Consider the following 26427-nt stretch of genomic DNA (forward strand, 5'->3'; position numbering starts at 1 on the left):
GGCGACCCTTACCGGAGCTTCAGCGTGGACAGGCCGACCAGGGCCAGGATGGAGGCGATGATCCAGAAGCGGATGACCACGGTGGACTCCGCCCATCCCTTCTTCTCGAAGTGATGGTGCAGAGGCGCCATGCGGAACACCCGCTTTCCGGTCAGCTTGAACGAGGCGACCTGGACGATCACCGACACGGTCTCCAGCACGAACAGGCCGCCGATGATCGCCAGCACGATCTCGTGCTTGGTGACCACGCTGACGGCTCCCAGCGCGCCGCCGAGGGCCAGCGAGCCGGTGTCGCCCATGAAGACCATGGCGGGGGGCGCGTTGTACCAGAGGAAACCGATCCCCGCACCGACCAGAGCCCCGCAGAAAACGGCAAGCTCACCAGCACCGGGCACATGGTGGATCTGGAGATAGTTGGCGAAGATCGCGTTGCCGGTCAGATAGGCGATCAGGCCGAAGCAGCCCGCCGCGATCATCGTCGGCACGATGGCCAGCCCGTCCAGCCCGTCGGTCAGGTTCACCGCGTTCGAGGCGCCGACCATGACGAAGGCGCCGACGGGGATGAAGAACCAGGAGAGCTGGATCAGGAAATCCTTCACGAAGGGCACGGCCAGACCGCCGGACAGCGGCGGCGCCGACACATACATGATGGCGGCGGCGGCGGAGACGCCGATGATGATCTCCCAGGTCAGGCGGAAGCGGCCCGACAGGCCCTTGGTGTTGCGCTTGGTCAGCTTCAGGTAGTCGTCGCCGAAGCCGATCAGCCCGTAGCCGATCGTCACCAGCAGCACGATCCAGGTGTAGGCGTTGGTCAGGTCGACCCACAGCAGCGTGCTGATCGACACGGCGATCAGGATCATCAGGCCGCCCATGGTGGGCGTGCCCTTCTTCTTCATATGGCTTTCCGGCCCGTCGGAGCGGATCGGCTGGCCCTCGCCCTGCTTGCGTTTCAGCCACGCGATCAGGCGCGGAAAGAACACGAAGCTGATGACGAGCGCCGTCAGCACCGCGCCTCCCGTCCGGAAGGTCAGATACCGGAACAGGTTGAACGGCGTGAAGACGTCCGCCAGGGGGAAGAGCAGGTTGTAGAGCATCGTGAAGCGGTCAGCCTTTGTGCCCGTGCGCCGCGGTCTGATCCGTGTCAGCCGCGGGCGAGGAGCCGTTGTTGTTCTTTTCGGTTTGTTTGCTGTCTTTGGTGTCCAGGGCGGACAGGGCGTCCACCACCGTCGCCATGCGGCTGCCCAGCGAACCCTTGATCAGCACCACGTCGCCGCCGCGCACCGCACCGGCCAGGAGAGGGGCCAGCTCGGCGCTGGTCTCCGTCCAGGCGCCGCGCATGGCGGCGGGCAGGCGGTCGAACAGGGCGCGCATGTGCGGGCCGCAGGCGTAGACCGCGTCCACACGCGCAGCGCGCAGCGGTTCGGCCAGCGCGGCGTGCAGGGCGTCGGCGCGGTCGCCCAGTTCCCGCATGTCGCCCAGCACGGCGAGGCGACGGCCGCCGGCGCCGGGGTCGATCTTGCCGAGCACCGCGAAGGTCGCGGTCATGGCGGCGGGGCTGGCGTTGTAGCTCTCGTCGATCAGGGTGAAGGCGCCCCGCGCGGCCTGGACGCGCTTGCGCGTGCCGCGGCCCTTGACCGGCGCGATGGTCGACAGCGCGCGGGCCGCCGCGGCGACGTCGGCGCCCAGCGCCTTGACCGCCAGCAGCACGGCGAGGCTGTTCATCACCCAATGCCGGCCGGGCAAGGCCAGGCAGTATTGGATGCGCTCGCCCCGGACGATCGCGGTCACCGCGCTGCAGGTGGCGTGCAGCGAGCAGTCCACCAGACGCGCGTCGGCGTCGGCGTGGGAGCCGAAGCTCCAGATGCGGCTCAGCCCCTGGGTCCGCGCGGCGGCGAGCAGGCGTGCGAAATGCGGGTTGTCGCGGTTCAGCACGGCGACGCCGTTGGGGTTCATGCCCTCGAAGATCTCGGCCTTGGCGTCGGCGATCGCCTCGACGGAGTCGAAGAACTCCAGATGGGCCGCCTCGACCGTGGTGATGACCGCGACGTCTGGCATGACCTGCCGCGACAGCGGTCCAAGCTCCCCGGCGTGGTTCATGCCCAGCTCGAACACGCCGAACTCGCTGTCCTCCGGCATGCGGGCCAGCGACAGGGGCACGCCCCAATGGTTGTTCAGGCTGCCTTCGGTGGCGAAGGTGCGGCCCTGCGCCGACAGGACGTGGCGCAGCGCCTCCTTGGTGCTGGTCTTGCCGACCGAGCCGGTGACGCCCACCACCTTGGCCTGGGTGCGCAGCCGCGCGACGTGGCCGAGATCGCCCAGCGCCGCCAGCGTGTCCTGCTCCACCGCCAGAAGGGAGGCGTCGCCCGGCACGCCGGGCGGCACGGTGCTGACCAGCGCCGCGGCGGCGCCGGCCTCCAGCGCCTTCGCCACGAAGTCGTGCCCGTCGAAGTTCGGCCCCTTGATGGCGACGAACAGGTCGCCCGGCGCCACCTTGCGGCTGTCGATGCTGACCCCGGTCGCCGCCCAGGAGCGGGTCGCCTGACCGCTGGTGGCGGCGGCGGCGTCCTCGGCGGTCCACAGGACGGTCTTGGCCTCGCTCATGCTGCTCCAACCTCTGCCACGGCGGCTCGTGCCTCGGTCGCGTCGTCGAAGGGAAGGACTTCCGTCCCGACGATCTGACCATGCTCATGTCCCTTGCCGGCGATGACCAGGACGTCACCGGGCCGAAGGCTGCGGACGGCGGCGCGGATGGCCTCGCGCCGGTCGCCGATCTCCTCCAGGGCCGGGTGGCCCGCCAGGACCTCCTTGCGGATGGCCGCCGGCACCTCGGTGCGCGGGTTGTCGTCGGTGACGATGGCGCGGTCAGCCAGACGGCCGGCCAGCTCCCCCATCACCGGCCGCTTCCCGCGGTCGCGGTCGCCGCCGCACCCGAACACCGCGATCAGGCGGTTTCGGGCGTGCTGCTTCAGCGCCAGCAGCACCGTTTCCAGCGCGTCGGGCGTGTGGGCGAAATCGACATAGACCGCCGCCCCGCAGGGGTGGGTGGCGACGTGCTGCAGGCGCCCCGGCACGCCTTCCAGGCGGGTCAGGGTGGCGAGAGCCTCGTCACGGTCCGCGCCGGAGCCGATCACCAGGCCGAGCGCGCACAGCACGTTCCACGCCTGGAAGCGGCCCGCCAGCGGCAGGTCCACGGTGATGTCGCGGCCCAGGACCGTCAGATCCAGGCGCTGGCCGTGGGCCAGCGGCTCGACCCCGTTCACCCGGATCTCGCGACCGGCCAGACCGTATCCGAAGACGCGGTGACCGCGCTGTGAACAAATCCCGGCAAGTTCGGCGAAGGTGCCGCTGTCGGCGTTCAGGACGGCGGTTCCCCCATCGGGCAACACCCGTCCGAACAGCATCGCCTTGGCCTGGAGATAGGCCTCCATGGTGCCGTGATAGTCCAGATGGTCGCGGGTCAGGTTGGTGAAGCCCGCGGCCTTGAGGGTCACGCCGTCGAGACGGAACTGCTCCAGCCCGTGGCTGGACGCCTCCATCGCCAGATGCTCGATCCCCTTGTCCTTGACGACGGCGAGGTCGCGATGGAGCGACACCGGGTCCGGTGTGGTCATCCCGCCGTAATCGTCCAGCCCCGGCCCGATCAGCCCCAGCGTGCCCAGGCTGGCCGCCTTCAGGCCCATCAGGTCCCACATCTGGCGGGCGAACTGCACGGTGGAGGTCTTGCCGTTGGTCCCCGTCACCGCCACCACGGTGTCCGGCTGCCGCCCGTGGAAGGCGGCGGCGAGGCGGGCGAAAAGGCGGCGCGGCTGCTCGTCCGCAATCAGCGTCGCGGCGCTGCCGGCGGGCAGGGCGGTCCCGACGGGCGCCACCACCGCGACGGCGCCCTTGGCGAGCGCGTCGGCGATGAAGGCGCGCCCGTCCGCCTTCGCGCCCGGCAGGGCGGCAAAGACGAAACCGGGCCTGACCGCGCGGCTGTCCGCGGTCAACCCGGTCACTTGGACGGCTGGCACCTCGACGGAGGAGGACGCAGCGTCAGCGCGGCTTGTTGCCAGCAGGTGGGACAGAAGCAACGGTGCTGCCTTTCGGTTGCGCGGGCGGAGGCGGCGGTGCGGGCGGGGTCGTCTGACCGGCGGTGTTGATGTAGGTGGCGTTGATGACGTCGGGGGAAGCCTCGTCCACCGGCTGGACGCCCAGCAGCGGGCCGATCTGCTTCACGATCCGGCCGACCGCGGGAGCGGCGACCCAGCCGCCGGTGGCGAAGCCGTAGGTCTTCTTGGTGCCCTTCGGCTCGTCCACCAGGACATAGACGATGTAGCGCGGGTCGTGCATCGGGAAGGCGCCGAGGAACGACGACATGCGGGAGTTCCGGACGTAGCTCCGGCCCTTCTGCTTCTCCGCCGTGCCGGTCTTCCCGCCGACGACGTAGCCCTTGGCGTTGGCCGACTTCGCCGTGCCGTCGGTGACCACGAAGCGGAACAGGCGGCGCATCATCGCCGAGGTCTTCGGGCTGATGACCTGCTCGCCCGGCACCTCGACCGCGGGGTCGCGCTTCAGCAGGGTCGGCGGGTGGAGCACGCCGCCGTTGATGATCGAGGCGGCGGCGTTGACCGTGTGCATCGGGCTGACCGACATGCCGTGGCCGAAGGAGATGGTCATGGTGTTGACCTCACGCCACGGGTTCGGCACCAGCGGCCAACCGTTCTCCGGCAGCTCCAGTGAGGTCGGGCGGGTCATGCCCAGCTTGGTCATGAAGGACTTCTGGTGCTGCACGCCCAGCGACATGGCCATGCGCACCGAGCCCAGGTTCGACGATTCCTGGAACACCTCGGCCACCGTCAGGTTGTGGCGAAAGGGGTGGTATTCGCGGATCGTGAAGCGGCCGACCTGGATGTTGTTGATCGTGTCGAAGGTGTCGGAGACGCGGATCTTGCCCGAATCCAGCGACATCGCCGTGTTGAAGATCTTGAAGGTGGAGCCCATCTCGTACACGCCGAGCGTCGCGCGGTTGAACAGCGTGTCCGGGTCAAGTCCCGTCGGGTTGTGCGGGTCGAAATCGGGCAGCGAGACCATCGACATGACTTCGCCGTTGCGGACATCATAAATGATGCCGGTGGCGCCGATGGCGCTGAACTCGTCGATCGTCGTCTGCAATTCCTTCTTCATGATGTGCTGAAGGCGCAGGTCGATCGACAGCTGCAGCGGCTTCGGGTCGGTGGTCAGCCGCTTGTTGAACTGCTGCTCCAGCCCGGCGAGGCCGTTGTTGTCCACGCCGGTGAAGCCGACCAGATGCGAGGTCAGGTTGGAGGCCGGGTAGAAGCGGCGCTCCTCCCGTTCGAAATAGACGCCGGGCAGGCCGAGCCGGAACACCGCCGCCTGCTGCTTGGGCGTCAGGTTGCGCTTGATCCAGACGAACCGCTTGTCGCCGCTGAGCTTGGTCAGCAGGTCCTTGTAGTCCAGCTCGGGCAGGGCGGTGGTCAGCTTGCGCGCCACCTCGTCCGGGCGGCTGATCAGCTTCGGGTCGGCGTAGAGCGACTGCGTGGCGAGCGAGGTCGCCAGCAGGTTGCCGTTGCGGTCCACGATGTCGGCGCGGTTGACCGGCGGGGCGTCGACCTCCGCGGCCATGCGCGGGCGCGGCTCCGCCGCATGGTTGAACAGCGTCGCGTCCACCAGCTTCACGCCGATGGCGGAAAAGACCACGGCGACCATGGCCGCGGTCACCATCAACCGGTTCCGGCTCTGCTCCAGCGCGACCGACAGCGACGTCCGCGGCTTGGAAGCCGGGGGCGGAACGCTGTAGGCGCCGTGCGCGGGATCGATGCCGGGCGGCGGAACGCTCATCGGTTGGCTCCGAGACGGGCGACGAGAAGACCGATGCTGTCATGCGGGGCGGCCGGCGGCGGGGCGGCTTGGAAGCCGGCCTGCTGCGGCTGCGGACGGGCCGCGGGCGGCGCCAGCGTCCGGGAGGTGACCGGCGGCTTGGTGGCGACCTCCGTCGGCTTGGTCGTTACCACCGGAGCCGGGGCGGACTTGGCGGCGGAGGGCAGGGGCGGGACCTTGGCCGAGGCGGGCACGATGGCCGAGGGCTTGATCGGGGCCGGCTTGATCGGCGAGGCCGAGGCCGGAATGATCACGCCGCCCTGAATGCCACCCTGAACGATGGCGCCGCCGCCCACGACGCTGTCCCCGGTCGAGGCCGTCGCCACGTTCGGCGCCTTGCCCGGCGTCTGGTTGCGGACCATCGGCGGCAGCGGGGCCTCCTCCGGCGCGACGGTGGGGGAGGGGCGCATCGGCACGATGTTCATCGCCACGAACTGGCGCGCCTCGGTCGGCTGCAGCGCCAGATGCTCGCGCGACAGATTCTCGAGACGGGTCGGGTCGTTGAGGAAGCTCCACTCGGCCTTGAGGACCTGGATGGCCTCCTGCTCCACCATGATCTTGCGGTTGAGCGAGCCCAGCTTTTCCTCCAGCTCCTGAACCTCGTAGCTGGTCTCGAACAGGACGAAGCCGGCGGCGGCGATCAGGCCACCCCAGAAAAGTGCGGATTTGTATTTCATGCCGCCTCCTTGCCGGGCGCCGGATAGGCCGGCGCCGCCGTGCGTTCAGCCGCGCGCAGCCGGGCAGAGCGCGCGCGTGGGTTGCTGTGGGCTTCCTGGTCCGTCGGCACGATGGGCTTGCGCGACAGGAGCCGGAAGGATGGGGAGCGCGCGTCCGCCGCAAGGCTCGGCGCGTGTCGGGACGGGGAGGGCGGGGGCGAGGAGCGTTCCTTCAGGAACGTCTTCACTTCCCGGTCCTCCAGCGAATGGAAGGAGACGACGGCGAGACGGCCGCCGGGCTTCAGAAGGGATTCGGCGGCGGCGAGGCCGCGGCGCAGCTCGCCCAGCTCATCGTTCACATGGATGCGCAGCGCCTGGAAGGTGCGGGTCGCCGGGTCGATGGCGTCGCCCTTCCCCTTCGGCACCACCGACCGTACCACGTCGGCCAGCTGCTTGGTGCGCGCGAACGGGGTGTCCAGACGCGCGGCGATGATGGCGCGGGCCACGCGGCGGGCCATGCGCTCCTCGCCGTAATGGAAGATGATGTCGGCCAGCTCGTCCTGGGTGGCGGTGTTCACCACGTCGGCGGCGGTCGGCCCATCGCGTCCCATCCGCATGTCGAGCGGACCGTCGAATCGGAAGGAGAAGCCGCGCTCCGGTTCGTCGATCTGCGGGGAGGAGACGCCGATGTCCAGCGCCACGCCGTCCACCGATTCGACGCCGTGCCCGGCGAGCAGCCGGTCCATGTCGCCGAATCGGCCTTCGACGATCTCCAGCCGGCCCGGATAGGCGAGGGCGAGCTGGCGGCCGCGCTCGATGGCTTCGGGATCACGGTCGATTCCCCAGACCCGGCAGTCGGCACGATCGAGAATCGCGCGGGAATAGCCGCCGGCGCCGAAGGTGCCGTCCACATAGACGCCGCCGTCGCGCGGGGAGAGCGCGTCCACGACCTCGTTCAGCAGGACGGAGATGTGGGGGGAAGCCGGGACGGCGGCGGTGGGAGCGGGGCCAGGGGGCTTCACGATCATGCGCCCTCCCCTGCCCGGCCGGCGGCGGCGCGGGACGCCTTGGCGACGATCTGGCTCAGCGAAATGTCCTTGCGCACGACCTGGTCGCGCAGCGTCTGTTCATGGGCCTTCAGGGCGCCGGGCTCCCAGATCTGGAAGGTCTTGCGGCGGCCGATGAAGGCGGCTTCCTCGTCGATTCCGGCGAACTCGGCGAGTTCCTTGGGCAGGACGATCCGGCCTTCGGTGTCCAGCGAGACGGGGATCAGCTTGCCGAAGATGAAGGTCTCGATCATGTCGCGCTCGTCCGAATCCAGATCGGGGGATTCCAAGCTTTCGGAAAGCACGTCGAGATAATCCTGATCGGCGCCTTCCAGCGCCTGATGATTCAGCGAAGGCCAGAGATAGACGGTGCCGGGAGCCGACGTCTTGGCAAGCGACTGCCGGAACTGCGCCGGGATGGAGCAGCGGCCTTTCCTGTCAACTTTGTTGACGTATGTGGACAGGAAAATGGCCATCGGCCTGACGAACGCCCCCCTTATCCCGTTGCCGGTCTTCGCCGTCGCGAAGCCCTATCCGCTCTTGCCGCTGAACGCGCCCGGTTTGGCTACCTTGGTTGGGTAGTTCCCCCTCCGAACTGGGCTTTCATGGGATAGCATGGGACAGTTTGGGCGTCAACGCCCCCTCCAGTATTCATATGGTGCTGTCAAGACTTTTGGGGCGATGTGTTGCCAGCGTGCAAATAGGTGAACCGAATCGGCGAGAATCGGCAATATACCAGCGCGCTAATGAGCGATTACGCGGCGTTGCCCCACAGAGTTCGCAGGATGTTCCGTGAGTCCCGCGAATGGTTCCCACCATGTGGCTTTCCATAAAGGCGAATCGCACCCTACGAATGGTATAGCCTGCTGGGGTAACCTGCCGTGGTGGGGCATGGGACGGCATGGGAATTTGCCCCACAGTTATCCACCGGCTGTGGATGAAGCTGGGGACATCTGTGGACAAGGGGGCGCCATCCCAGTCCCGCGCCGCGGAAAAGGGGTGGTCCGGTGATCCGGAGGTGGTGGGGATAAACGCCAGATGGCCTGTAAGCCGGGTTTTGTCCTCAGGTTACCCTGATGGATGGCCATTCATCTGGGACGCCGGTTGCCCGGCGCCTCACGCAACCAACCCGGGCGGCGGCGCGGAAACGCGCTTGGCCCCAGACCATCTCCTAAGAGATGGCGGGCCGTGCCGCCCCTATTCGGTCTTGCTCCCGGTGGGGTTTACCGTGCCGCCCCTGTTGCCAGGCGCGCGGTGCGCTCTTACCGCACCCTTTCACCCTTACCGCCGGCACGAGGCCGGTGGCGGTTTGCTCTCTGTGGCACTTTCCCTAGGGTCGCCCCCGCCGGCCGTTAGCCGGCACCGTGTTTCCGTGGAGCCCGGACTTTCCTCCCCCGATCTAAAAGGTCGAAGGCGGCCATCCGGCCATCTGGCGCGGCACTGTGTACAGAGTCGCCGTTCGATTCGCAACGGTGTTCGGAGGCGATTCGGATTCTCAGCGCCCGGTCATCCGCAGCAGCGCGCGCAGGCGGCGCAGCGTTTCCGGATCGGGCTTCCCGGTCAGGCGTTCGGGGTGGAAATGGCGCTGGAAGGACAGCAGGACCCGCGATTCGGCGGTGTCGTACCCATAGCGTCCCAGAAGCGCCGCCACATCCTCTGCAGACTCCGCCGAGTCGATCGGCGTGTCGTCCACCGCGGTTGGCTGGGGCCACAGCCCGATTCCGCGCGCGGCCAGCCCCGGCCAGTCGAACAGCTCGCCGGGGTCCTCCTTGCGGGCGGGCGCGATGTCGCTGTGGCCGAGCACATCGGCCGGTGCGATTCCATGCCGGCCCATGATGTCGAGGCAGAGATCGGCCACGGCGGCCATCTGGACGGCGGGGAAGGGGCGGTAGCCGAACTCGTGCCCCGGATTGACGATCTCGATTCCGATGGAGCGGCTGTTCACGTCGGCCTGCCCCCTCCAGGAGGACAGGCCGGCGTGCCAGGCGCGGCGGTCCTCCGGCACATGGGCGTAGACGGTACCGTCCTCGTCCACCGTGTAGTGGGCGCTGACCTGGGCGGCGGGCTCGCACAGCCGGGTCAGCGCCGACTCGGCGGTGGGCATCCCCGTGTAATGGAGGATCAGCAGCTCCACTACCACCCCCTCGGGCCGCGGCCCGTGGTTGGGGGAAGGGCGGTCGATGCATCCGGTGCCCGTGCGCATCATGGTGTCCTCAGGTCGGATTCGTCACCTTCTCCGCCAGCGCCGTGGGGCGCCGCTTCACGATGACGGCCATGCCGCCCACGGTCAACAGCCCGCCCAGGACCAGACGGAGCGTGAAGGGATCGTCCATCAGCAGAACGCCCGCCAGAACGCCGAAGACCGGCACGGTCAGCAGGAAGGGCATGGTCTGGTTGACCGAGTATTTGCGCAGCAGCGGGTACCACATCCCATAGGCGCCCATGGTCACGCCCACCGCCATGTAGGCGACGGAGCCCCAGCCCCACAGGGTGGCGTCGGTGAGCGCGGCCATCTGCCCCTCCTCGAACAGGAAGGAGAGCAGGAGCAGCTGCGGGGCGGCGAACAGCGCCATCCAGCCGTTCAGCGCGAAGCCGTCCACCCCGACGATCATCTTCATCTGGATGCTGGCGACGGCGAAGGCGAAGCTGGCGCCCAGGATCATGAACAGCGGCACCAGCGATCCGGACAGCCGCGGCTCCCCCGCGATCACCGCGACGCCGGCGAAGGCCGCGGCCATGCCGATGGCCCGGCGCCAGCCCAGCTTGTCCTTGAAGATCAGTGCGGCCAGCAGGGAGGAGAAGGGCACCTGCGCCTGCGCGGCCAGCGAGGCGGTGGCCGCGTCGATGCCGTTCAGCCCGGTGAACATCAGCGGAAAATGCACGGTCCCCAGCGTCACCGACAGAATCGCGATGGGCCGCACCGCGCTCCACGGGATTCGCTTGAAGGGCAGGATCAGCGCCGCCACCGCGATGAAGCGCAGGGCCATGATGAACAGCGGCGGGAACTCGGCCAGTCCCCATTTGGCGACAACGAAGTTCAGGCCCCAGATCGCCATGACCAGGAGCGCCAGCAGCGAGTCGCGCAGACTCATCCGCGGCCGCCTTCCAGCTCCTCGCGCAGGGCCTCCAGCTCCAGCCAGCGCTCCTCGGCGGCGGCCAGCTCGTTTTGTTTCGCCTGCAACTGATCGGACGTCTTCTGGAACTTGGCGGCGTCGCGGGCGAACAGGTCGGGATCGGCCAGCGCCGCTTCGAGCTTCGCCACCTCCGCGGTCAGCTTGTCCATGCGGGCGGGCAGGTCGTCCAGCTCCCGCTGGTCCTTGTAGCTCAGCTTGCCCTTCGGCTTGGCGGCCGCCGGAGCGGCAGCGGGCTTCGCCTTGGCCGGGGCGGCGGCCTTCTCCTTGGGCGGCGGGCGCTGCACCAGATAGTCGGAGTAGCCGCCGGGATATTCGGCGATCACGCCGTCCCCCTCCACCGCGATGGTGCTGGTGACCAGCCGGTCGAGGAAGTCGCGGTCGTGGCTGACCAGCAGCAGCGTGCCCTGGTAGTCGCCGAGCACATCCTCCAGCAGGTCCAGCGTGTCCATGTCGAGGTCGTTGGTCGGCTCGTCGAGGATCATCATATTGCTGGGCCGCGCGAACAGCCGGGCGAGCAGCAGCCGGTTGCGCTCTCCGCCGGACAGCGCCTTGACCGGGCTGTCGAGCTGGCGCGTGTCGAACAGGAAGTCGCGCATGTAGCCGGCAACGTGGCGCGGCTGGCCGTTGACCATCACGCTGTCGCCGCCAAAGGGGCAGAGCACCTTGCGGATGGTGTCCTCGGGGTCCAGCCCGTCGCGCCGTTGGTCGAAATAGGCGGTTTCCATGTTGGTGCCCAGCCGGACCGTGCCCTCGTCGGGCTCCATCTGGCCGGTCAGCATCTTCAGCAGGGTGGTCTTGCCGGCGCCGTTCGGCCCGATCAGCCCGACCCGGTCGCCGCGCAGGATGCGGGTGGAGAAGTCGTTGACGATGGTCTTGCGGCCGTCCGCCGTGTCGAAGCCCTTGGAGATGCGCTCGGCCTCGATGACCAAGCGCCCGCCGCGCTCGGCCTCGGCGACGGCGAGCTTGGCCTGCTGGCCACCCTTGATGCGCTCGGCGCGGTCGGTGCGGAGCTGGAGCAGGGCGCGCACGCGGCCCATGTTGCGGGTGCGCCGGGCCGAGATGCCCTCGCGCAGCCATTTCATCTCGCCTTCGATCTTGCGGTCGAGCTTCTGGGCGGCAATCTCCTCCGATTCGAACACCTCGGCCTGCCAGGTCTCGAACTCGGCGAAGCCGCGGTCGGTGGCGCGCACCGTGCCGCGGTCCAGCCACAGCGTGCGCTTGGCCAGCCGGTTCAGGAAGCTGCGGTCGTGCGAGATCAGCAGCAGACCGCCGCGGTAGGCCAGCAGTTCCTCCTCCAGCCACTCGATGGTGGGGAGGTCGAGGTGGTTGGTCGGCTCGTCCAGCAGCATGACGTCGGGGGCGCCGACCAGCGTGCGGGCCAGCGCCGTGCGCCGCGCCTCGCCGCCCGACAGCGTGTTGGGGTCGAGATGGCCGGGCACCTGGAGCCGGTCCAGCACGGCGTCCACCCGGTGCGTCTCGTCCCGCTCGTCGGCGGGCAGGCCGGCGGCGACGTAGTCGTGGACGGTGGCGCAGCCGGTGAAGTCCGGCTCCTGCGGCAAATAGGCGATGCGGGCGCCCGGCTGGGTGAAGACGGTGCCGCCGTCCGGCTGGATCATGCCAGCCAGCACCTTCATCAGCGTCGATTTGCCGGACCCGTTCCGCCCGACCAGACAGGCCTTGTCGCCCCGCCCGATGGACAGGTCGATGGTTTCGAACAGCGGACGGCCACCGAAGGTGACGGACACGCCCTGGAGCGCGGTGATCGGAGCGGGAGGAGCCATGACCCAACGGTACGGTGTGCGGAGGTGTGCTTATATAGCGTGCGGTCCGCAGGCTCGCGACACCCGATTGCGCCGGGGCGGGGATGCGTCGGCAGGGCAGGAAGGCGCGACGCCTGACTTTACCCGCGCGCGCGCTCCTTCTCGATCCGGTCGAAGGCGGCGTTGATGGCGGCGACCTTCTGCGTCGCCAGATCCACGAACTCCTGCGGCATGCCCTGGGCGATCAGCACGTCCGGATGATGCTCGCGCACCAAGCGGCGGTGCGCGGCCTTGATCGCTTCGTCGCTGGCCCGGCGGGAGACGCCGAGCACGCCGTAGGGATCGGTCTCGTTCGGCGTGCCGGCGATGTGGTGGCCGGCGACGATGCGCTCGAACTCCTCGTCGGTGAAACCGAAGATGTGGGCGACCGTGCGCAGATACTCGACTTCCGTCTCGTGCAGCTCGTCGTCGGCCTCGGCGATGGCCAGCAGGCTGTCGAGCAGTTCCTCCAGAACGGCGCGGCGGTCCTCGAACAGGCCGGCGATCTGCTGGGCGTATTCCTCGAAGCCGTGGGTGTCCTTGCGGGCGAGGTCGAAGACGTGGCCCACCGTGTCCAGCTCCTCCGGCGGGACGCGGAACAGGCGCTTGAAGGTGTCCACCTCCACCCGCTTCACCACGCCGTCGGCGCGGGCCATCTTCGCCGACAGGGCGATCACGCCGATGGTGAAGGCGATGGACTTGGTGGCGTCCGCCGGGCCGCACAGGCCGCGGATGCCGCGCCCCACCGCGTAACCGGCGGCAAGACCGATCAGGCCCCCGATCGGCCCGCCGATGGTGAAACCGGCCGCCCCGCCCAGGACGCTGCCCCAGATGCTCATTTTTATCCGCCTTTCGCCCGCGGGAGCAGCATACCGGCAGTCCGGCACCGCGCCAACCGGCCCATACTTTTTCGTTGTTTCCCAAAATCTTCGCGCGCCGCGCCCTTTTCATCCGTTGGGGGTACGGGATTTTCCGGCGGGGCGGGATGTTGCTGCACTGCAACAGAGTCGTGCCGTCGTCGCCAGGGGCCTTGCCCTTTGGTCCCGTCTTCTCCATGTTGCGCCGCAACAAAAGAGGGTGGCTGGTCCAAGCCGCCGATGGGGAAGCGGACGGCGCGAAGCGGTGCGATGTCCCGAATCACCAGCGCCACGAGTCCCCCCATGTCCGCCATCCGCAAGCTTCTCCCCGCCGAGCGCGGCCAATACCGCGCGCATCTTCTGCGGCTGGACAAGGCGGACCGCTACGCCCGCTTCACCGGCACCGTTTCCGACGAGGTCATCGCCCAGCATTGCGAGTCGCTCGACTGGACGCGGACGACGCTGGTCGGCTTGTTCGACCGCGGCGAGCTGCGCGGCGCGGTGGAGCTGTGCTTCGACCGGCTGCTGTGGCCCGGCGCGGCGGAGCTGGCGATCAGCGTCGAGAAGGGGTTTCAGGGGCGGGGCGTCGGCTCCACCCTGGTCCGCCGCTCGCTGTCCATCGCCGCCAACCGGGGCATCCGGCAGGTCCACCTGATGTGCCTGTCCGACAACACCCGCATGCGTGCCCTGTCGCGCCGCTTCGGCGGAACGATGGAGCGCGACGGCGGGGAGTTCGCCATCACCTTCGACCTGCCGCGGCCCTCCCAGGTTTCGTTGGCGCTGGAGGCGTTCGAGGATGGGGCGGGGGCCGTGAACGCCGTACTGGACGGGTTGCCCGCGCTGCTCAAGGCGGCCTGACCGGACGGGCAGGAGGAGGGGGCGCATCCCACCCTTTCGTGCACCCCGTCTTGACCCGCGGCGGCGTATCGTCACACTCCCGTCAAGACATCAGGCGTCGAGACAAGACATCAGGGAGTTGGGTATGGCGTCCCAAGCGCAGGGTCGGTGGCAGTTCTGGATCGACCGTGGCGGCACCTTCACCGACATCGTGGCCAAACGCCCGGACGGGTCGGTGGTCACGCACAAGCTGCTGTCGGAGAATCCGGAACGCTACCGCGACGCCGCCATCCAGGGCATCCGCGACCTGCTGGGCCTCGCCGCCGGCCAGCCGATCCCGGCGGAGGCGGTCGAGGCGGTGAAGATGGGCACCACCGTCGCCACCAACGCGCTTCTGGAGCGCAAGGGCGAGCGCACGCTGCTGCTCATCACCGAGGGGCTGGGCGACCAGCTCCGCATCGGCTATCAGGCCCGCCCGAAGATCTTCGCCCGCCACATCGTGCTGCCCGAGCTGCTGTACGAGCGGGTGGTCGAGGTGCCGGAGCGGGTCAAGGCCGACGGCACGGTGCTGAAGGCCGTGGACCTGCGCGCCGTGCGGGTCCAACTGGAGCAGGCCTACCAGGACGGCTTCCGCGCCGCAGCGGTGGTGCTGATGCACGGCTACCGCTTCCCGGACCACGAGAAGCAGGTGGCGGCGCTGGCCCGTTCCATCGGCTTCACCCAGGTGTCGGTCAGCCATCAGGTCAGCCCGCTGATGAAGATCGTCGGGCGCGGCGACACCACGGTGGTCGACGCCTACCTGTCGCCGATCCTGCGCCGCTATGTGGAGCAGGTGGCCGGGGACCTCTCCGGCGTGCGGCTGATGTTCATGCAGTCGAACGGCGGGCTGACCGACGCGCGCTGGTTCCAGGGCAAGGACGCCATCCTCTCCGGCCCGGCGGGCGGCATCGTCGGGGCGGTGCGCACCGCGCGCATGGCCGGCTTCGACCGGGTCATCGGCTTCGACATGGGCGGCACCTCCACCGACGTGTCGCACTACGCCGGGGAGTATGAGCGCGCCTTCGACACGGTGGTGGCCGGGGTGCGGATGCGCGCCCCGATGATGCACATCCACACCGTGGCGGCGGGCGGCGGCTCGGTCTGCTTCTTCGACGGGACCCGTTTCCGCGTCGGGCCGGAGAGCGCCGGGGCCAACCCCGGCCCGGCCTGCTACCGCCGCGGCGGTCCGCTGACCGTGACCGACTGCAACGTGATGGTCGGCAAGCTGCACCCCGACTTCTTCCCCCACGTCTTCGGGCCGGAGGCCGACCGGCCGCTGGACGCCGCCATCGTCCGCGAGAAGTTCGCCGATCTGGCCGAGGAGGTGAACGAGGCGCTGGGCACCGAGATGACCCCGCATCAGGTGGCCGAGGGCTTCCTGAAGATCGCTGTGGACAATATGGCGAACGCCATCAAGAAGATCTCGGTCCAGCGCGGCTACGACGTCACCCAATACACGCTGAACGGCTTCGGCGGGGCGGCGGGGCAGCATGTCTGTCTGGTCGCCGACGCGCTGGGCATGCGCAAGGTCTTCCTGCACCCGCATGCCGGCGTGCTGTCCGCCTACGGCATCGGCCTCGCCGACACGGTGGCGATCCGCGAGCGCGCGGTGGAGGCCCGCCTCGACGACGCCCTGGTGGACGAGCTGACCGTTACGCTCGCCGCGCTGGAGGCCGAGGGGCGCATGGAGCTGGCCCGCCAGGGCGTGCCGGAGGACCGTCTCGCCGTTCTGCGCAAGGCGCACATCAAGGTGGAGGGCTCCGACAGCCCGCTGGTCGTCGATTTCGGGCCGCTCGACGCCATGGCCGCGGCCTTCGAGGCGGCGCACCGCCAGCGCTACGGCTTCATGATGGAGGGCAAGGCCCTGGTGGTCGAGGCCGTGTCGGTGGAGGCGGTGGGCCGCACCGAGAGCGCCGACGACCAGGACCTGCCCGGCGTCACCGGCGCCCTGCCGCGCCGCCTCGCCACGGTCACCCTGCACACCGGCGGCGCCGACCGCGAGGCGCCGGTTTACGACCGCGACCAGCTCCAGCCCGGCAACCGCGTCACCGGCCCCGCCGTCATCAAGGAGAAGATCGCCACGACGGTGGTCGAGCCCGGCTGGATCGCCGAGGTGACCCGCAAGAACCACCTCGTGCTCACCCGCTTCGAGGAGCTGCCGCAGCGCCTTGCCATCGGCACCAAGGCCGACCCGGTGATGCTGGAGGTCTTCAACAACCTCTTCATGTCCATTGCCGAGCAGATGGGCTTCACGCTGGAGAAGACCGCCTATTCGGTGAACATCAAGGAGCGGCTGGATTTCTCCTGCGCCCTGTTCGACGCGGACGGCGGTCTGATCGCCAACGCCCCGCACATGCCGGTGCATCTCGGCTCCATGGGCGAGAGCGTGCGCGCCATCGTCGAGCGGCGCCACGGGGAAATGAACCCCGGCGACGTCTACATGCTGAACGACCCCTATCATGGGGGCACGCATCTGCCGGACATCACCGTCATCACCCCGGTCTTCGACGAGGCCGGCGAGCGCGTGCTGTTCTACGTCGCCTCGCGCGGGCACCACGCCGACGTCGGCGGGATCACCCCCGGCTCGATGCCGCCGGACAGCACGACGATCGATCAGGAGGGCGTCCTCCTCGACAACATCCAGTTGGTCGAGCGGGGCCGCTTCCTGGAGGAGGAGGTCGTCGCCCTCTTCACCGCCGGGCCGCAGCCGGCGCGCAACGTGGCGCAGAACCTGGGCGACCTGAAGGCCCAGATCGCCGCCAACGAGCAGGGCGCGCGCGAGCTTCGCCGGATCGTCGCCCAGTTCGGGCTGGAGACGGTCAACGCCTACATGAAGCTGGTCCAGGACAACGCCGAGGAGCAGGTCCGCCGCGTCATCGACGTGCTGACCGACGGCGAGTTCGTGCAGGAGCTGGACAACGGCGCCGTCATCAAGGTCCGCATCACCATCGACAAGGACGAGCGGTCGGCGCGGGTGGACTTCACCGGCACCAGCCCGCAGCTCACCAGCAACTTCAACGCCCCGACGGCGGTGTGCCGGGCGGCGGTGCTCTACGTCTTCCGCACGCTGGTGGACGACGAGATCCCGATGAACGAGGGCTGCCTGAAGCCCATCGAGATCGTCATCCCGCCGGGCACCATGCTGTCGCCCAGCTACCCCGCCGCGGTGGTGGCCGGCAATGTGGAGACCAGCCAGTGCGTCACCGACGCGCTGTACGGCGCGCTCGGCGTGCTGGCCTCGGCCCAGGGGACGATGAACAACACAACCTTCGGCAACGAGCGCTACCAGTATTACGAGACGGTCTGCGGCGGCTCCGGCGCCGGCCCCGGCTTCGACGGGACGGACGCGGTGCACACCCACATGACCAACTCGCGCCTGACCGACCCGGAGGTGCTGGAATGGCGCTTCCCGGTGCTGCTGGACAGCTTCCGCATCCGCCGCGAATCGGGCGGGGCGGGGCGCTGGCGTGGCGGCGACGGGGTGGTGCGGCGCCTGAAGTTCCTGGAGCCGATGACCGCCGCCATCCTGTCCAACCACCGCCGGGTTCCCCCCTTCGGCCTGAAGGGCGGCGCCCCCGGCCAGATCGGGCGCACCTGGGTCCAGCGCACCGACGGCTCGGTGGAGGAACTCGGCCCCCAGGACAAGACCGCCATGGGGGAGGGCGACGTGCTGGTCGTCGAGACACCGGGCGGCGGCGGCTACGAGGAGGCGTGACGGCGCCAATCCCCTCTCCCCTCCGGGGAGAGGGTTAGGGTGAGGGGGTTGCGCGTGGCGATACGTCCGGCAAAAGCGCAACCCCCTCACCCTCCCCGCGCCTGCGGCGCGGGTCCCCTCCCTCTCCCCGGAGGGGCGAGGGGCTTCCAAAAGCGCAAGCCCCCCACCCATGCGCGCGAGTCGCTTGTCTGCGCGGGCGGGGGGGCTTAGCTTCTCCGGTCCTACCACCGCACGGCACCGTGCCAAAAGGACCCCCGGGGAGAATCGTCCATGACCGCCGTACCCGCCACCCAGCCTCGCGTCGCCTTCACCGACGAGATGAAGGCCGAGTTCAAGGCCCTGCTTGGGGACCGCTTCACCACCGCCGCGGCGGTGCGCGAGCATCACGGCAAGGACGAGTCCTACCACCCCAACTTCCCGCCCGACGGCGTCGCCTTCGCCACCTCCACCGAGGAGGTCAGCGCCATCGTCACGCTCTGCGCCAAGCACAAGCTGCCGATCATCCCCTTCGGCACCGGCACCTCGCTGGAGGGCGGCGTCGCCGCGCTGGCCGGCGGCGTCTGCATCGACGTGTCGAACATGAAGGAGGTCCTGCGCGTCAGCCCGGAGGACCTCGACGTCACCGTCCAGGCCGGCGTGACCCGCAAGCAGCTCAACGAGCATCTGCGCGACACCGGCCTGTTCTTCCCCATCGACCCCGGCGCCGACGCCTCGCTCGGCGGCATGGCCTCCACCCGCGCCAGCGGCACCAACGCCGTGCGCTACGGCACCATGCGCGAGAACGTGCTGGGGCTGACCGTGGTGCTGGCCGACGGCCGGATCATCAAGACCGGCGGGCGCGCCCGCAAGTCGGCCGCCGGCTATGACCTGACCCGCCTGTTCGTCGGGGCGGAAGGCACGCTCGGCATCATCACCGAGGTGACGCTGCGCCTCTACGGCATTCCGGAGGCGATCTCGTCGGCGGTCTGCCCGTTCAACGACATCCGCGGCGCCGTGGACACGGTGATCCAGACCATCCAGTCGGGCATCCCGGTCGCCCGCATCGAGCTGCTGGACGAGGTCCAGATGGACGCGGTGAACAAGTATTCCAAGCTGGATTACAAGGTTGCCCCGACCCTGTTCTTCGAGTTCCACGGCACCGCCGCCGGGGTGAAGGAGCAGGCGGAGATGGTCGCGGCCATCGCCGCGGAGTTCGGCGGCAGCGAATTCACCTGGGCGACCCGCCCGGAGGACCGCTCCAAGCTCTGGCAGGCCCGCCACGACGGCTACTACGCGGCGCTGGCGCTGCGTCCCGGCTCCAAGGGCTGGCCGACCGACGTCTGCGTGCCGATCTCGCGGCTGGCCGACTGCATCCTGGAGACCAAGAAGGACATCGCCGAATCCTCGATGCTGGCCCCGCTGGTCGGCCATGTCGGCGACGGCAACTTCCACCTCGTCTACGTCATCGACCCCGACAAGCCGGAGGAGCTGGCCGAGGCCAAGCGCCTGAACGACCGCATGGTCGACCGGGCGCTCGCCATGGGCGGCACCTGCACCGGCGAGCACGGCATCGGCTACGGCAAGATGGAGTTCCTGGAAAAGGAGGCCGGCGACGCCTTCGCCGTGATGGGCGAGCTGAAGCGCGCCTTCGACCCGGAGAACCGGATGAACCCCGGCAAGGTCGTCCGCATCTGAGGACAAAAAAAGGGGAGCGCCGCGGCGCTCCCCATCTCCTTTCCCTCAGCGCGTCAGCCGCGTCATCAGGCTGGAGGTGTCCAGCCGGTTGCCGCCCATCCCCTGGACCTCGGCGTAGAACTGGTCGACCAGGGCGGTGACGGGCAGGGTGGCGCCGTTGTTGCGCGCCTCGTCCAGCACGATGCCCAGGTCCTTGCGCATCCAGTCCACGGCGAAGCCGAAGTCGAACTTGCCGTCCAGCATCGTCTTGGCGCGGTTGTCCATCTGCCAGGACTGCGCCGCCCCCTTTCCGATCACGTCCACGACCTTGTGCCCGTCCAGACCCGCCTTCTGCGCGAAGGCCATGCCCTCGGCCAACCCCTGCAGCAGCCCGGCGATGCAGATCTGGTTGACCATCTTGGTCAGCTGACCGGCTCCCGCCGGCCCCATGTGGGTGACGGAGCGGCCGTAGCAGGCCATCAGCGGCTGGACGCGGGCGAAGGCGTCGGCGTCGCCGCCCACCATCACCGTCAGCACCCCGTTCTCCGCCCCGGCTTGCCCGCCGGACACCGGCGCGTCGAGGAAGAACAGTCCGCGCTCGCGGGCCAGTTCGGCCATCTCGCGCGAGACGGCGGCGGAGACGGTGGAATGGTCGGCGACGATGGTGCCGGGCTTCATGGCGCCCATCGCCTCGCCAGCCACCGCCCGCACGTCGTCGTCACCGCCGACGCAGAGGAAGACCACCTCGGCCTCACGGGCGGCGTCCGCGGGGGTCAGGGCGCTGGCGCCGCCGAAGCGGGCGGTCCAGGCGTCGGCCTTGGCGGCGGTGCGGTTGAAGACGGTCACCCGGTGGCCGCCCCGGACGGCCAGATGGCCGGCCATGGGAAAGCCCATCGTGCCAAGCCCCAGAAAGGCGACGGAGCGGGAAGCGGTCGCGGTGTCGGCCATGGTCCTGTCTTTCTTCGTTGTATCGGCTGCGGATCGTTTTTTGTCGGCGACCGCCTTTTTGTCGGCGTCTGCCCTTGGACCGCCAAGCTAGGCCGGGAGCGCGCCCTGATCAAACGCCGTCCGCCGGACGCAGCGCGATTGAAGTGCGGCGGGGTCCTTCCCCCGTCCGGCATCACCGGGGAGCGGCACTCTGCCGCGGGAGGCATGACTCTTTCGAACGAGGTTGTCTTGCCGCGCCCTTGCTACCGGCGCGTGATGTGTTAAGACGTAAATGCCGGGTTTGCAGCGCAGCACCCGGCCATGCCGGCGCAACGGCGCCGGTGAACCAGGGCAGAGCCGGGGCCGCAAGACCCGGGCCGGAGAACAAGGGAAGGATAGCCGCATGACGAATCAGTCGGGTTTCCAGGATGCGCCGCCGGACGAGCGTTCGAACCTCACGGACGAGCAGGAAAGCGCCATCCGCGTCCTCGCCAACAGCCTGCACCGCCTGAACGACGCCGTCGTCAAGGCCGTGGAAGCCGGCGTGACGGTCGAGCTGATGCGCACGGCCCGCTATCACAACGCGACGGGCAACTGGGGCGACCAGCTCACCCCGATGATCCGCACCAAGTAAGCGGCTCATCCCATCCGACCGGAGGGCCTCCCGTCCGAAAGGACAGGGAGGCCTTTTCCTTTTCGGCATGCCCCATCCTGTCCCACCATTGTTCCCATCGCGGTGCGGAACCGCGGTGCCCTTCGCCGGTTCCTTCCTTTTGGCCCCCAGCAAGGAAACGGTCATGAAGGACGCTCAGAACCACACCCCGCAGCGTCAGGGGCAGCGTCAGGGCATGAACGACCGCGAAGCGTTCTGGCGCATGCACTGCCTGTCGGAACCGACCTTCACCGACCTCACCCACGGCATTTTCCTGGGGCTGATCTGGTCGGCGGTGCTGTGGGCGCCGATGTTCATCAGCGTTCTGCTCTGACCCTCCCGTCCGCTCAGAACAGCCCCGGTCAGGCGGCCTTCGTGGTGCGGAGCAGGGCGCGGACGCGGGCGGCGAGCTGGTCCGGGGTGAAGGGCTTGGGCAGGACGGCGGCGTCGGCCTTCAGGCCGGACAGCGATTCCGGGCTGTAGCCGGAAATCAGAAGGACCCGGATGCCGGGCCAGCGCTCCTGGACCCGCCGCGCCAGATCGATTCCCGATACGCCGTAGGGCATCACCACGTCGGTCACGATCACGTCGAAGGCGGTGTCCTGCTCCAGGATCTCCAGGGCGGCGGCGCCGTGGTCGGCGGTCTCCACCTCGAAGCCCTCCTGGGTCAGCCCCTCCACGGTGGCCATCAGGACCAGCGCGTTGTCCTCGACCACCAGCAGGCGGACCGGGCCGCTTGGCGCCGCCTCCGCCGCGTCCGGCACCGCTTCCGGCTCCGGCGCCTGGCCGGACACCGGCAGGGACACGCGGACGACCGTGCCGCGGCGCGGCGCGCTGGAAATGGTCGCGTTGCCGCCCGATTGCCGGGCGAAGCCGTAGACCATCGACAGGCCCAGGCCCGTCCCCTTGCCGTGCGGCTTGGTGGTGAAGAAGGGCTCGAAGGCGCGGGCGGCGACCTCCGGAGGCATGCCGCCGCCGGTGTCGGTGATCTCCAGAACGGCCAGCGGGCCGTCGGGCGTTTCCTCCTGCCGGACGGCGATGCGGATTCGCCCGCCCTCCGGCATCGCGTCGCGGGCGTTCACCACGAGGTTCAGCACCGCCAGCTCCAACTGGACCGGGTCCACCTCCACCCGCAGCGGGGCGCTGGGAAGCGCCCAGTCCAGCGCGATGTCGGCGCGGATGGAGCGTTCCAGCAGATCGGCCATGGCGCGCAGGGCATCCCCCAGATCGATCACCTTGGGGTCCACCGCCTCCTGGCGCGAAAAGGCCAGCAATTGCCCGGTCAGCGTCCGGGCGCGCTCCAGCGCGGTGCGGGTGCCGTCCAGATAGCGCGTGCCTTCCGTCGGGAGGTGCCGTTCCATCAAATGCAGGTTGGTCAGGGCGGCGGTCAGCAGGTTGTTGAAGTCGTGGGCGACGCCACCGGTCAGCTGGCCCAGCGCCTCCAGCTTCTGCGACTGGCGCAGCGCGTTCTCCAGGGACTCGCGGGCACGGGCCTCCTCGGTCCAGCGGCGGACCGCCCGCATCTCGCTCTGCGCGCGGCGCAACGCCAGCAGGGTGATGCCGACCAGAGCCAGCATCGCCGGCACGGCGAAGCTGGCGTACAGAAGGATGTTGCGCGCCCAGCCGGCCCGGATGTCGGAGATCGGGATGCCGTAGGTGACGTAGATCGGGTAGGGCGCGACGTGCATGAAGCCGTTGAGCCTCGGCATGCCGTCCATGCGGCCCCGTGAGCGGAACACGCCCTCGGTCTGCCCGGTCGCCATGGCGCTGAGCAGAATGCTGTCCGCGGCATGGCGGGGCTGCCGGTCGCCCATGGACGGGAAGCGGACCAGGATCGAGCCGTCGCGGCGGACGAGGGAGATCGACTCCTTCGGATCGGAAACGACGAGCTGGTAGAAATCCACCAGATAATCGGTCAGCACCGCGGTCAGCAGGACGCCGTTGAACGGCCCTTCCGGCCCACCCGCGGCGGTGCGGCGGCGCGTGACGTTGAACTGCCGCTTGCCCGAGCCGCGCCCCGTGATCGCCTCGCTGACGAAGACGCCGGCGTCCCCGGCCGCCTGGGTGCGGAAATACTCGCGGTCGCCGACGTTGATCAACGAGGTGGGGAACAGGCGGTTGTCGTTGCGCACCGAGCCGTTGGGATCGATCAGCCCGACGACACCGATTTGCGGAAGCTCTTCGATCAAGGTGCGCAGATAGCCATGCAGATCGTCGGAACGGCCGATCTCGTCCCAGCTCTTGCCGGCGGTGCGCTCGTCCAGCCGGTCCAACACCTGTTCGACCGTGTCGAAGACCTTCTGCATGTGCTCGTGCAGGATCAGCACGGTCTTGCGGATGTTGCGCTCCGCCTCCGCTTCGGCCTCGCGGTAATCGTGCCAGGCGATGGCCGTGAACAGCAGGGTGGGAACCAGGATGGCGGCCACCAGCAGGATGCGCAGAAGACGCACCATTCCCGCCGATTCAGTTGCCAGGGCATCGAGGTAGCGAAGAGGCATGGATGGATTGTGGGGATGACGACCGGGGAAGGAAGGGACGGGTGGCGATGGGGCGGGTGCCTGGGTGCGGGACGCCGGGCTTGGGCCACCTTTGGGAGAAAGCTATGCCGGTCCGTGGCATCCGGGGCAACCTCAACTTTCCGGCGCCCCTATGACTTTCAGCGAGGAGCGCCATGAGGCGCGGGCCCTTCGCCATGGTCCTGCGGGAGGGAAGCGGCGACAATGGGGGGCGCCGGTGCCCCCGCACCGATGCCAACCCTGCCGCGGAGACCATCAGCCATGACCCTGAAGCCCATCGAGCACGCCGACGCCGCTCCTGAGGTGCGCGCCGTCTACGACGACATCAAGGCGGCCCGCAACGTGCCGGACGTCAACAATTTCTGGAAGATGGCCGCCCATCACCCGCCGACGCTGAAGCGCACCTGGGAGAGCCTGAGGGAGGTGATGGCCCCCGGCGCGCTGGACCCGCTGGTCAAGGAGATGATCTTCGTCGCGGTCAGCGTGACCAACGGCTGCGACTATTGCATCCGCTCGCACGAGGCCGCCGCGCGCCGCGCCGGCATGACCGACGCCCAGTTCGGCGAGCTGATGGCCGTCATCGGCATGGCCAACGAGACCAACCGCCTCGCCAAGGGCTATCAGGTGGAGATCGACGAGGCGCTGAAATAGCTCATCACGCGATGTCGTCGAGGGCGTCCTCCAGCGACGGGTAGATGCCCTCGGCCAGCGAACCGTCCACCCGCACCGGCCGGGGCAGGACGGCCACGGCGTCCAGCGCGCCGCGCAGCGTCAGGCCGGTGACCTCCACGAAGCCGCCGCGGTTGCCGTAGCGCCCGGCGGTCCATTCAGCCCGGTCGGGGTCGCCGGACAACCGCCCGTTGCAAGTGATCATCTCGTGGGTGTCGTCGCCGCCGCGCCGGTTCCAGGCCATGCCGCCGCCCACGCCGCTGCCGATGTCGCGGGGGCGGAAGCCGTGGGGCTGGAGCAGGTCGCGCACCGCGCGGGACACCACCACGGCCTTGGGGTCGATCTCCGTCCCCACCGGGCCGCCCGCCGCCTGGGGTTCCTGTCCGATCGCCTGTTCCATGGGTCCGCTCCCCGTCTTGTGTCGCTTACCAGGGACAACAGGCGGGAGCGCGGCCTGTGCCGCAGCGGCGGGCCGGAAAAGCGAATGGGCAAAAAGCGAAAGGGCCGATGCGTCACCGCATCGGCCCTTTTCGTATTGGTCGGAGAGAGAGGATTCGAACCTCCGGCCCCTGCCTCCCGAAAGCAGTGCTCTACCAGGCTGAGCTACTCTCCGGTCCAGTCGGTGCCGCCGTTGCCAGCGTCGCCGTGGAGCGGGTGTATAGACCCATTGCCCGCGGGCTGCAATGGGAATAAGCGGCATTTGCGGAATGTTTTTTGCCGGGAGCGCGAAAGCCGGTGCGCAGGCCGCTGCAACGGCTGGTTGGCCGGGCCGGAAAAGCGAAAGGGCCGATGCGTCGCCGCATCGGCCCTTTTCGTATTGGTCGGAGAGAGAGGATTCGAACCTCCGGCCCCTGCCTCCCGAAAGCAGTGCTCTACCAGGCTGAGCTACTCTCCGGTCCGTCGGTGGCGCCGTCGCCAGCGTCACCGTGGGCCGCGTATATAGCCGCTCGATCCGGGGGCTGCAACGTGAAAATCACCCCCGGCGGCGAAAAAGTTCCCGAGGCTTAGAAATCGCGCTCGATCACGAAATCCAGCACCTCCAGCAGGGCGGCCTTCACCGGCGTGTCCGGGAACAGGCCCAGCGCGTCGCGCGCGATGGAGCCGTAGTGGCGCGCGCGCTCCACGGTGTCCTTCAGCGCGTTGTGCTTGGCCATCAGTTCCTGGGCGCGCTCCAGGTCGCCCTCCTGCTGGTCCAGCTCCTCCATGGTGCGGCGCCAGAAGGCCCGCTCCTCGTCGTTGCCGCGGCGGAAGGCCAGTACGACGGGGAGGGTGATCTTGCCCTCGCGGAAGTCGTCGCCGACCGTCTTGCCCAGCTTCGCCTGCTTGGCCGAATAGTCCAGCACGTCGTCGACAAGCTGGAAGGCGATGCCCAGATTCATACCGTAATCGTAGAGCGCCAGCTCCTCCGCCTGGGGGCGGGCGGCCACCACGGCGCCGACGCGGCAGGCGGCGGCGAACAACTCCGCCGTCTTGGCCTTGATGACCTCCAGATAGGCCTGCTCGCTGGTCTCGGTGTCGTTGGTGGTGCGCAGCTGCAGCACCTCGCCCTCGGCGATCACCGCGGACGCCTTGGAGAGGATGCGCAGCACGTCCAGCGACCCGACCTCCACCATCAGCTCGAAGCTGCGGGAGAACAGGAAGTCGCCGACCAGCACGCTGGCCTTGTTGCCGAACACCGCGTTGGCCGAGGCGAGACCGCGGCGCAGGTCGCTCTCGTCCACGACGTCGTCGTGCAGCAGGGTGGCGGTGTGGATGAACTCCACCACCGCGGCCAGCATCTTGTGATCCTCGCCCTTGTAGCCGCACAGCTCGGCGGCGGCGAGGGTGAGGACGGGGCGCAGGCGCTTGCCGCCGGCGGCGATGAGATAGCCGGCAAGCTGCGGGATCATATCGACGGACGAATGCATCCGCTGGACAATGATCTCGTTCACCGCGCTCAGGTCATCGGCCACCAGGGCGGTCAGATCGTCGAGCGGGGTGGACTTCCGCCGTTTCGGCTCGAGGTTGGTCACGACCGCCAAGGTCGACTCCAATGATGATTGACGTGACG

Annotated in this window: 21 protein-coding genes, 2 tRNA genes and 1 other RNA gene; 6 read left to right on the forward strand and 18 right to left on the reverse strand. The window is 69.0% G+C overall.

Going from position 1 to position 26427, the window contains the following annotated elements; genetic code table 11:
• Nucleotides 1-8 precede the first annotated feature (8 nt).
• The 12 genes from mraY to Sp245p_RS04950 form a co-directional block, all read right to left on the reverse strand.
• Nucleotides 9-1094, reverse strand: a complete 1086-nt coding sequence (mraY, locus tag Sp245p_RS04895; protein WP_014241218.1) for a phospho-N-acetylmuramoyl-pentapeptide-transferase — start codon at nt 1092-1094, stop codon at nt 9-11.
• A gap of 10 nt (nt 1095-1104) precedes the next feature.
• The gene (locus Sp245p_RS04900) at nt 1105-2601 is read right to left on the reverse strand and encodes a UDP-N-acetylmuramoylalanyl-D-glutamyl-2,6-diaminopimelate--D-alanyl-D-alanine ligase (RefSeq protein WP_014241217.1); all 1497 of its coding nucleotides are present in this window, start codon (nt 2599-2601) and stop codon (nt 1105-1107) included.
• On the reverse strand, nt 2598-4052 hold the full coding sequence (locus Sp245p_RS04905; protein ID WP_211108811.1) for a UDP-N-acetylmuramoyl-L-alanyl-D-glutamate--2,6-diaminopimelate ligase: 1455 nt from the start codon (nt 4050-4052) through the stop codon (nt 2598-2600). Before Sp245p_RS04905 ends, Sp245p_RS04900 begins: the two co-directional genes overlap by 4 nt.
• A complete protein-coding gene (locus tag Sp245p_RS04910) occupies nt 4033-5838 on the reverse strand; it encodes a peptidoglycan D,D-transpeptidase FtsI family protein (protein WP_014241215.1) in 1806 nt (601 codons plus the stop codon). Before Sp245p_RS04910 ends, Sp245p_RS04905 begins: the two co-directional genes overlap by 20 nt.
• Complete coding sequence (ftsL, locus tag Sp245p_RS04915) at nt 5835-6554, reverse strand: cell division protein FtsL (protein WP_014241214.1); 720 nt, start codon at nt 6552-6554, stop codon at nt 5835-5837. Before ftsL ends, Sp245p_RS04910 begins: the two co-directional genes overlap by 4 nt.
• Nucleotides 6551-7561 (reverse strand): 16S rRNA (cytosine(1402)-N(4))-methyltransferase RsmH, encoded by a 1011-nt coding sequence (gene rsmH, locus Sp245p_RS04920; RefSeq protein WP_014241213.1) that lies wholly within the window; start codon nt 7559-7561, stop codon nt 6551-6553. Before rsmH ends, ftsL begins: the two co-directional genes overlap by 4 nt.
• Complete coding sequence (locus tag Sp245p_RS04925; protein ID WP_014241212.1) at nt 7558-8055, reverse strand: division/cell wall cluster transcriptional repressor MraZ; 498 nt, start codon at nt 8053-8055, stop codon at nt 7558-7560. The genes rsmH and Sp245p_RS04925 overlap by 4 nt, the downstream gene beginning before the upstream one ends.
• 554 nt (nt 8056-8609) lie before the next feature.
• Nucleotides 8610-9012, reverse strand: an RNA gene (gene rnpB, locus Sp245p_RS04930) — RNase P RNA component class A.
• A gap of 62 nt (nt 9013-9074) precedes the next feature.
• Nucleotides 9075-9785, reverse strand: a complete 711-nt coding sequence (locus tag Sp245p_RS04935; RefSeq protein ID WP_014241210.1) for an N-acetylmuramoyl-L-alanine amidase — start codon at nt 9783-9785, stop codon at nt 9075-9077.
• A 7-nt stretch (nt 9786-9792) separates the two neighbouring features.
• Nucleotides 9793-10671 carry a DMT family transporter gene (locus Sp245p_RS04940; RefSeq protein ID WP_014241209.1) on the reverse strand — a complete coding sequence of 293 codons (879 nt, stop codon included), beginning with the start codon at nt 10669-10671 and terminating at the stop codon, nt 9793-9795.
• Complete coding sequence (locus Sp245p_RS04945; RefSeq protein ID WP_014241208.1) at nt 10668-12494, reverse strand: ATP-binding cassette domain-containing protein; 1827 nt, start codon at nt 12492-12494, stop codon at nt 10668-10670. Before Sp245p_RS04945 ends, Sp245p_RS04940 begins: the two co-directional genes overlap by 4 nt.
• 119 nt (nt 12495-12613) lie before the next feature.
• Nucleotides 12614-13351, reverse strand: coding sequence for a TerB family tellurite resistance protein (locus tag Sp245p_RS04950; protein WP_014241207.1), 738 nt, complete (start codon nt 13349-13351; stop codon nt 12614-12616).
• A gap of 321 nt (nt 13352-13672) precedes the next feature.
• Here Sp245p_RS04950 and Sp245p_RS04955 point away from each other — a divergent pair, with 321 nt between their 5' ends.
• The 3 genes from Sp245p_RS04955 (at nt 13673) to Sp245p_RS04965 (ending at nt 19634) form a co-directional block, all read left to right on the forward strand.
• On the forward strand, nt 13673-14227 hold the full coding sequence (locus Sp245p_RS04955; protein ID WP_014241206.1) for a GNAT family N-acetyltransferase: 555 nt from the start codon (nt 13673-13675) through the stop codon (nt 14225-14227).
• 124 nt (nt 14228-14351) lie between these two features.
• Entirely contained in the window at nt 14352-17960 is a 3609-nt protein-coding gene (locus Sp245p_RS04960) for a hydantoinase B/oxoprolinase family protein (protein ID WP_014241205.1), read from the forward strand.
• 270 nt (nt 17961-18230) lie between these two features.
• A complete protein-coding gene (locus tag Sp245p_RS04965) occupies nt 18231-19634 on the forward strand; it encodes an FAD-binding oxidoreductase (RefSeq protein WP_014241203.1) in 1404 nt (467 codons plus the stop codon).
• A gap of 45 nt (nt 19635-19679) precedes the next feature.
• Here Sp245p_RS04965 and Sp245p_RS04970 read toward each other — a convergent pair whose 3' ends face one another.
• Nucleotides 19680-20561 carry an NAD(P)-dependent oxidoreductase gene (locus tag Sp245p_RS04970; RefSeq protein ID WP_109138392.1) on the reverse strand — a complete coding sequence of 294 codons (882 nt, stop codon included), beginning with the start codon at nt 20559-20561 and terminating at the stop codon, nt 19680-19682.
• A gap of 382 nt (nt 20562-20943) precedes the next feature.
• On the opposite strand from Sp245p_RS04970, the gene Sp245p_RS04975 reads away from it, so the two are divergent.
• Both Sp245p_RS04975 and Sp245p_RS04980 read left to right on the forward strand, forming a co-directional pair.
• Entirely contained in the window at nt 20944-21174 is a 231-nt protein-coding gene (locus Sp245p_RS04975) for an SMc00767 family acetate metabolism repressor (RefSeq protein ID WP_014241201.1), read from the forward strand.
• 163 nt (nt 21175-21337) lie between these two features.
• The gene (locus Sp245p_RS04980) at nt 21338-21526 is read left to right on the forward strand and encodes a hypothetical protein (RefSeq protein ID WP_014241200.1); all 189 of its coding nucleotides are present in this window, start codon (nt 21338-21340) and stop codon (nt 21524-21526) included.
• A 28-nt stretch (nt 21527-21554) separates the two neighbouring features.
• On the opposite strand, the gene Sp245p_RS04985 is transcribed toward Sp245p_RS04980, so the two are convergent.
• Entirely contained in the window at nt 21555-23645 is a 2091-nt protein-coding gene (locus tag Sp245p_RS04985) for a hybrid sensor histidine kinase/response regulator (protein WP_246119770.1), read from the reverse strand.
• Nucleotides 23646-23969: 324 nt separating this feature from the next.
• On the opposite strand from Sp245p_RS04985, the gene Sp245p_RS04990 reads away from it, so the two are divergent.
• Nucleotides 23970-24359 (forward strand): carboxymuconolactone decarboxylase family protein, encoded by a 390-nt coding sequence (locus Sp245p_RS04990; protein ID WP_014241198.1) that lies wholly within the window; start codon nt 23970-23972, stop codon nt 24357-24359.
• Nucleotides 24360-24363: 4 nt separating this feature from the next.
• On the opposite strand, the gene Sp245p_RS04995 is transcribed toward Sp245p_RS04990, so the two are convergent.
• From Sp245p_RS04995 to Sp245p_RS05010, 4 genes are all read right to left on the reverse strand, one after another.
• The gene (locus tag Sp245p_RS04995; RefSeq protein ID WP_014241197.1) at nt 24364-24777 is read right to left on the reverse strand and encodes a hypothetical protein; all 414 of its coding nucleotides are present in this window, start codon (nt 24775-24777) and stop codon (nt 24364-24366) included.
• 136 nt (nt 24778-24913) lie between these two features.
• Nucleotides 24914-24990, reverse strand: a tRNA-Pro gene (locus Sp245p_RS05000).
• A 205-nt stretch (nt 24991-25195) separates the two neighbouring features.
• Nucleotides 25196-25272, reverse strand: a tRNA-Pro gene (locus Sp245p_RS05005).
• A 109-nt stretch (nt 25273-25381) separates the two neighbouring features.
• Nucleotides 25382-26398: a polyprenyl synthetase family protein gene (locus tag Sp245p_RS05010; protein ID WP_014241195.1), complete on the reverse strand. Its 1017-nt coding sequence runs from the start codon at nt 26396-26398 to the stop codon at nt 25382-25384.
• Between the last annotated feature and the right edge of the window lie 29 nt (nt 26399-26427).

This window comes from Azospirillum baldaniorum (genome assembly GCF_003119195.2).
In the GTDB taxonomy this organism is placed as follows: domain Bacteria; phylum Pseudomonadota; class Alphaproteobacteria; order Azospirillales; family Azospirillaceae; genus Azospirillum; species Azospirillum baldaniorum.

Excerpts from the sequence above, each read along its gene's own strand:
- Sp245p_RS04925 (WP_014241212.1), bottom strand. The coding sequence starts at position 8,055 with ATGGCCATTTTCCTGTCCACATACGTCAACAAAGTTGACAGGAAAGGC.
- Sp245p_RS04935 (WP_014241210.1), bottom strand. The coding sequence starts at position 9,785 with ATGATGCGCACGGGCACCGGATGCATCGACCGCCCTTCCCCCAACCAC.
- ftsL (WP_014241214.1), bottom strand. The coding sequence starts at position 6,554 with ATGAAATACAAATCCGCACTTTTCTGGGGTGGCCTGATCGCCGCCGCC.
- Sp245p_RS04955 (WP_014241206.1), top strand. The coding sequence starts at position 13,673 with ATGTCCGCCATCCGCAAGCTTCTCCCCGCCGAGCGCGGCCAATACCGC.
- Sp245p_RS04900 (WP_014241217.1), bottom strand. The coding sequence starts at position 2,601 with ATGAGCGAGGCCAAGACCGTCCTGTGGACCGCCGAGGACGCCGCCGCC.
- Sp245p_RS04945 (WP_014241208.1), bottom strand. The coding sequence starts at position 12,494 with ATGGCTCCTCCCGCTCCGATCACCGCGCTCCAGGGCGTGTCCGTCACC.
- Sp245p_RS04980 (WP_014241200.1), top strand. The coding sequence starts at position 21,338 with ATGAAGGACGCTCAGAACCACACCCCGCAGCGTCAGGGGCAGCGTCAG.
- Sp245p_RS04970 (WP_109138392.1), bottom strand. The coding sequence starts at position 20,561 with ATGGCCGACACCGCGACCGCTTCCCGCTCCGTCGCCTTTCTGGGGCTT.
- Sp245p_RS04965 (WP_014241203.1), top strand. The coding sequence starts at position 18,231 with ATGACCGCCGTACCCGCCACCCAGCCTCGCGTCGCCTTCACCGACGAG.
- rsmH (WP_014241213.1), bottom strand. The coding sequence starts at position 7,561 with ATGATCGTGAAGCCCCCTGGCCCCGCTCCCACCGCCGCCGTCCCGGCT.
- Sp245p_RS04995 (WP_014241197.1), bottom strand. The coding sequence starts at position 24,777 with ATGGAACAGGCGATCGGACAGGAACCCCAGGCGGCGGGCGGCCCGGTG.
- Sp245p_RS04990 (WP_014241198.1), top strand. The coding sequence starts at position 23,970 with ATGACCCTGAAGCCCATCGAGCACGCCGACGCCGCTCCTGAGGTGCGC.
- Sp245p_RS04985 (WP_246119770.1), bottom strand. The coding sequence starts at position 23,645 with ATGGTGCGTCTTCTGCGCATCCTGCTGGTGGCCGCCATCCTGGTTCCC.
- mraY (WP_014241218.1), bottom strand. The coding sequence starts at position 1,094 with ATGCTCTACAACCTGCTCTTCCCCCTGGCGGACGTCTTCACGCCGTTC.
- Sp245p_RS04910 (WP_014241215.1), bottom strand. The coding sequence starts at position 5,838 with ATGAGCGTTCCGCCGCCCGGCATCGATCCCGCGCACGGCGCCTACAGC.
- Sp245p_RS04940 (WP_014241209.1), bottom strand. The coding sequence starts at position 10,671 with ATGAGTCTGCGCGACTCGCTGCTGGCGCTCCTGGTCATGGCGATCTGG.
- Sp245p_RS04975 (WP_014241201.1), top strand. The coding sequence starts at position 20,944 with ATGACGAATCAGTCGGGTTTCCAGGATGCGCCGCCGGACGAGCGTTCG.
- Sp245p_RS04960 (WP_014241205.1), top strand. The coding sequence starts at position 14,352 with ATGGCGTCCCAAGCGCAGGGTCGGTGGCAGTTCTGGATCGACCGTGGC.
- Sp245p_RS04950 (WP_014241207.1), bottom strand. The coding sequence starts at position 13,351 with ATGAGCATCTGGGGCAGCGTCCTGGGCGGGGCGGCCGGTTTCACCATC.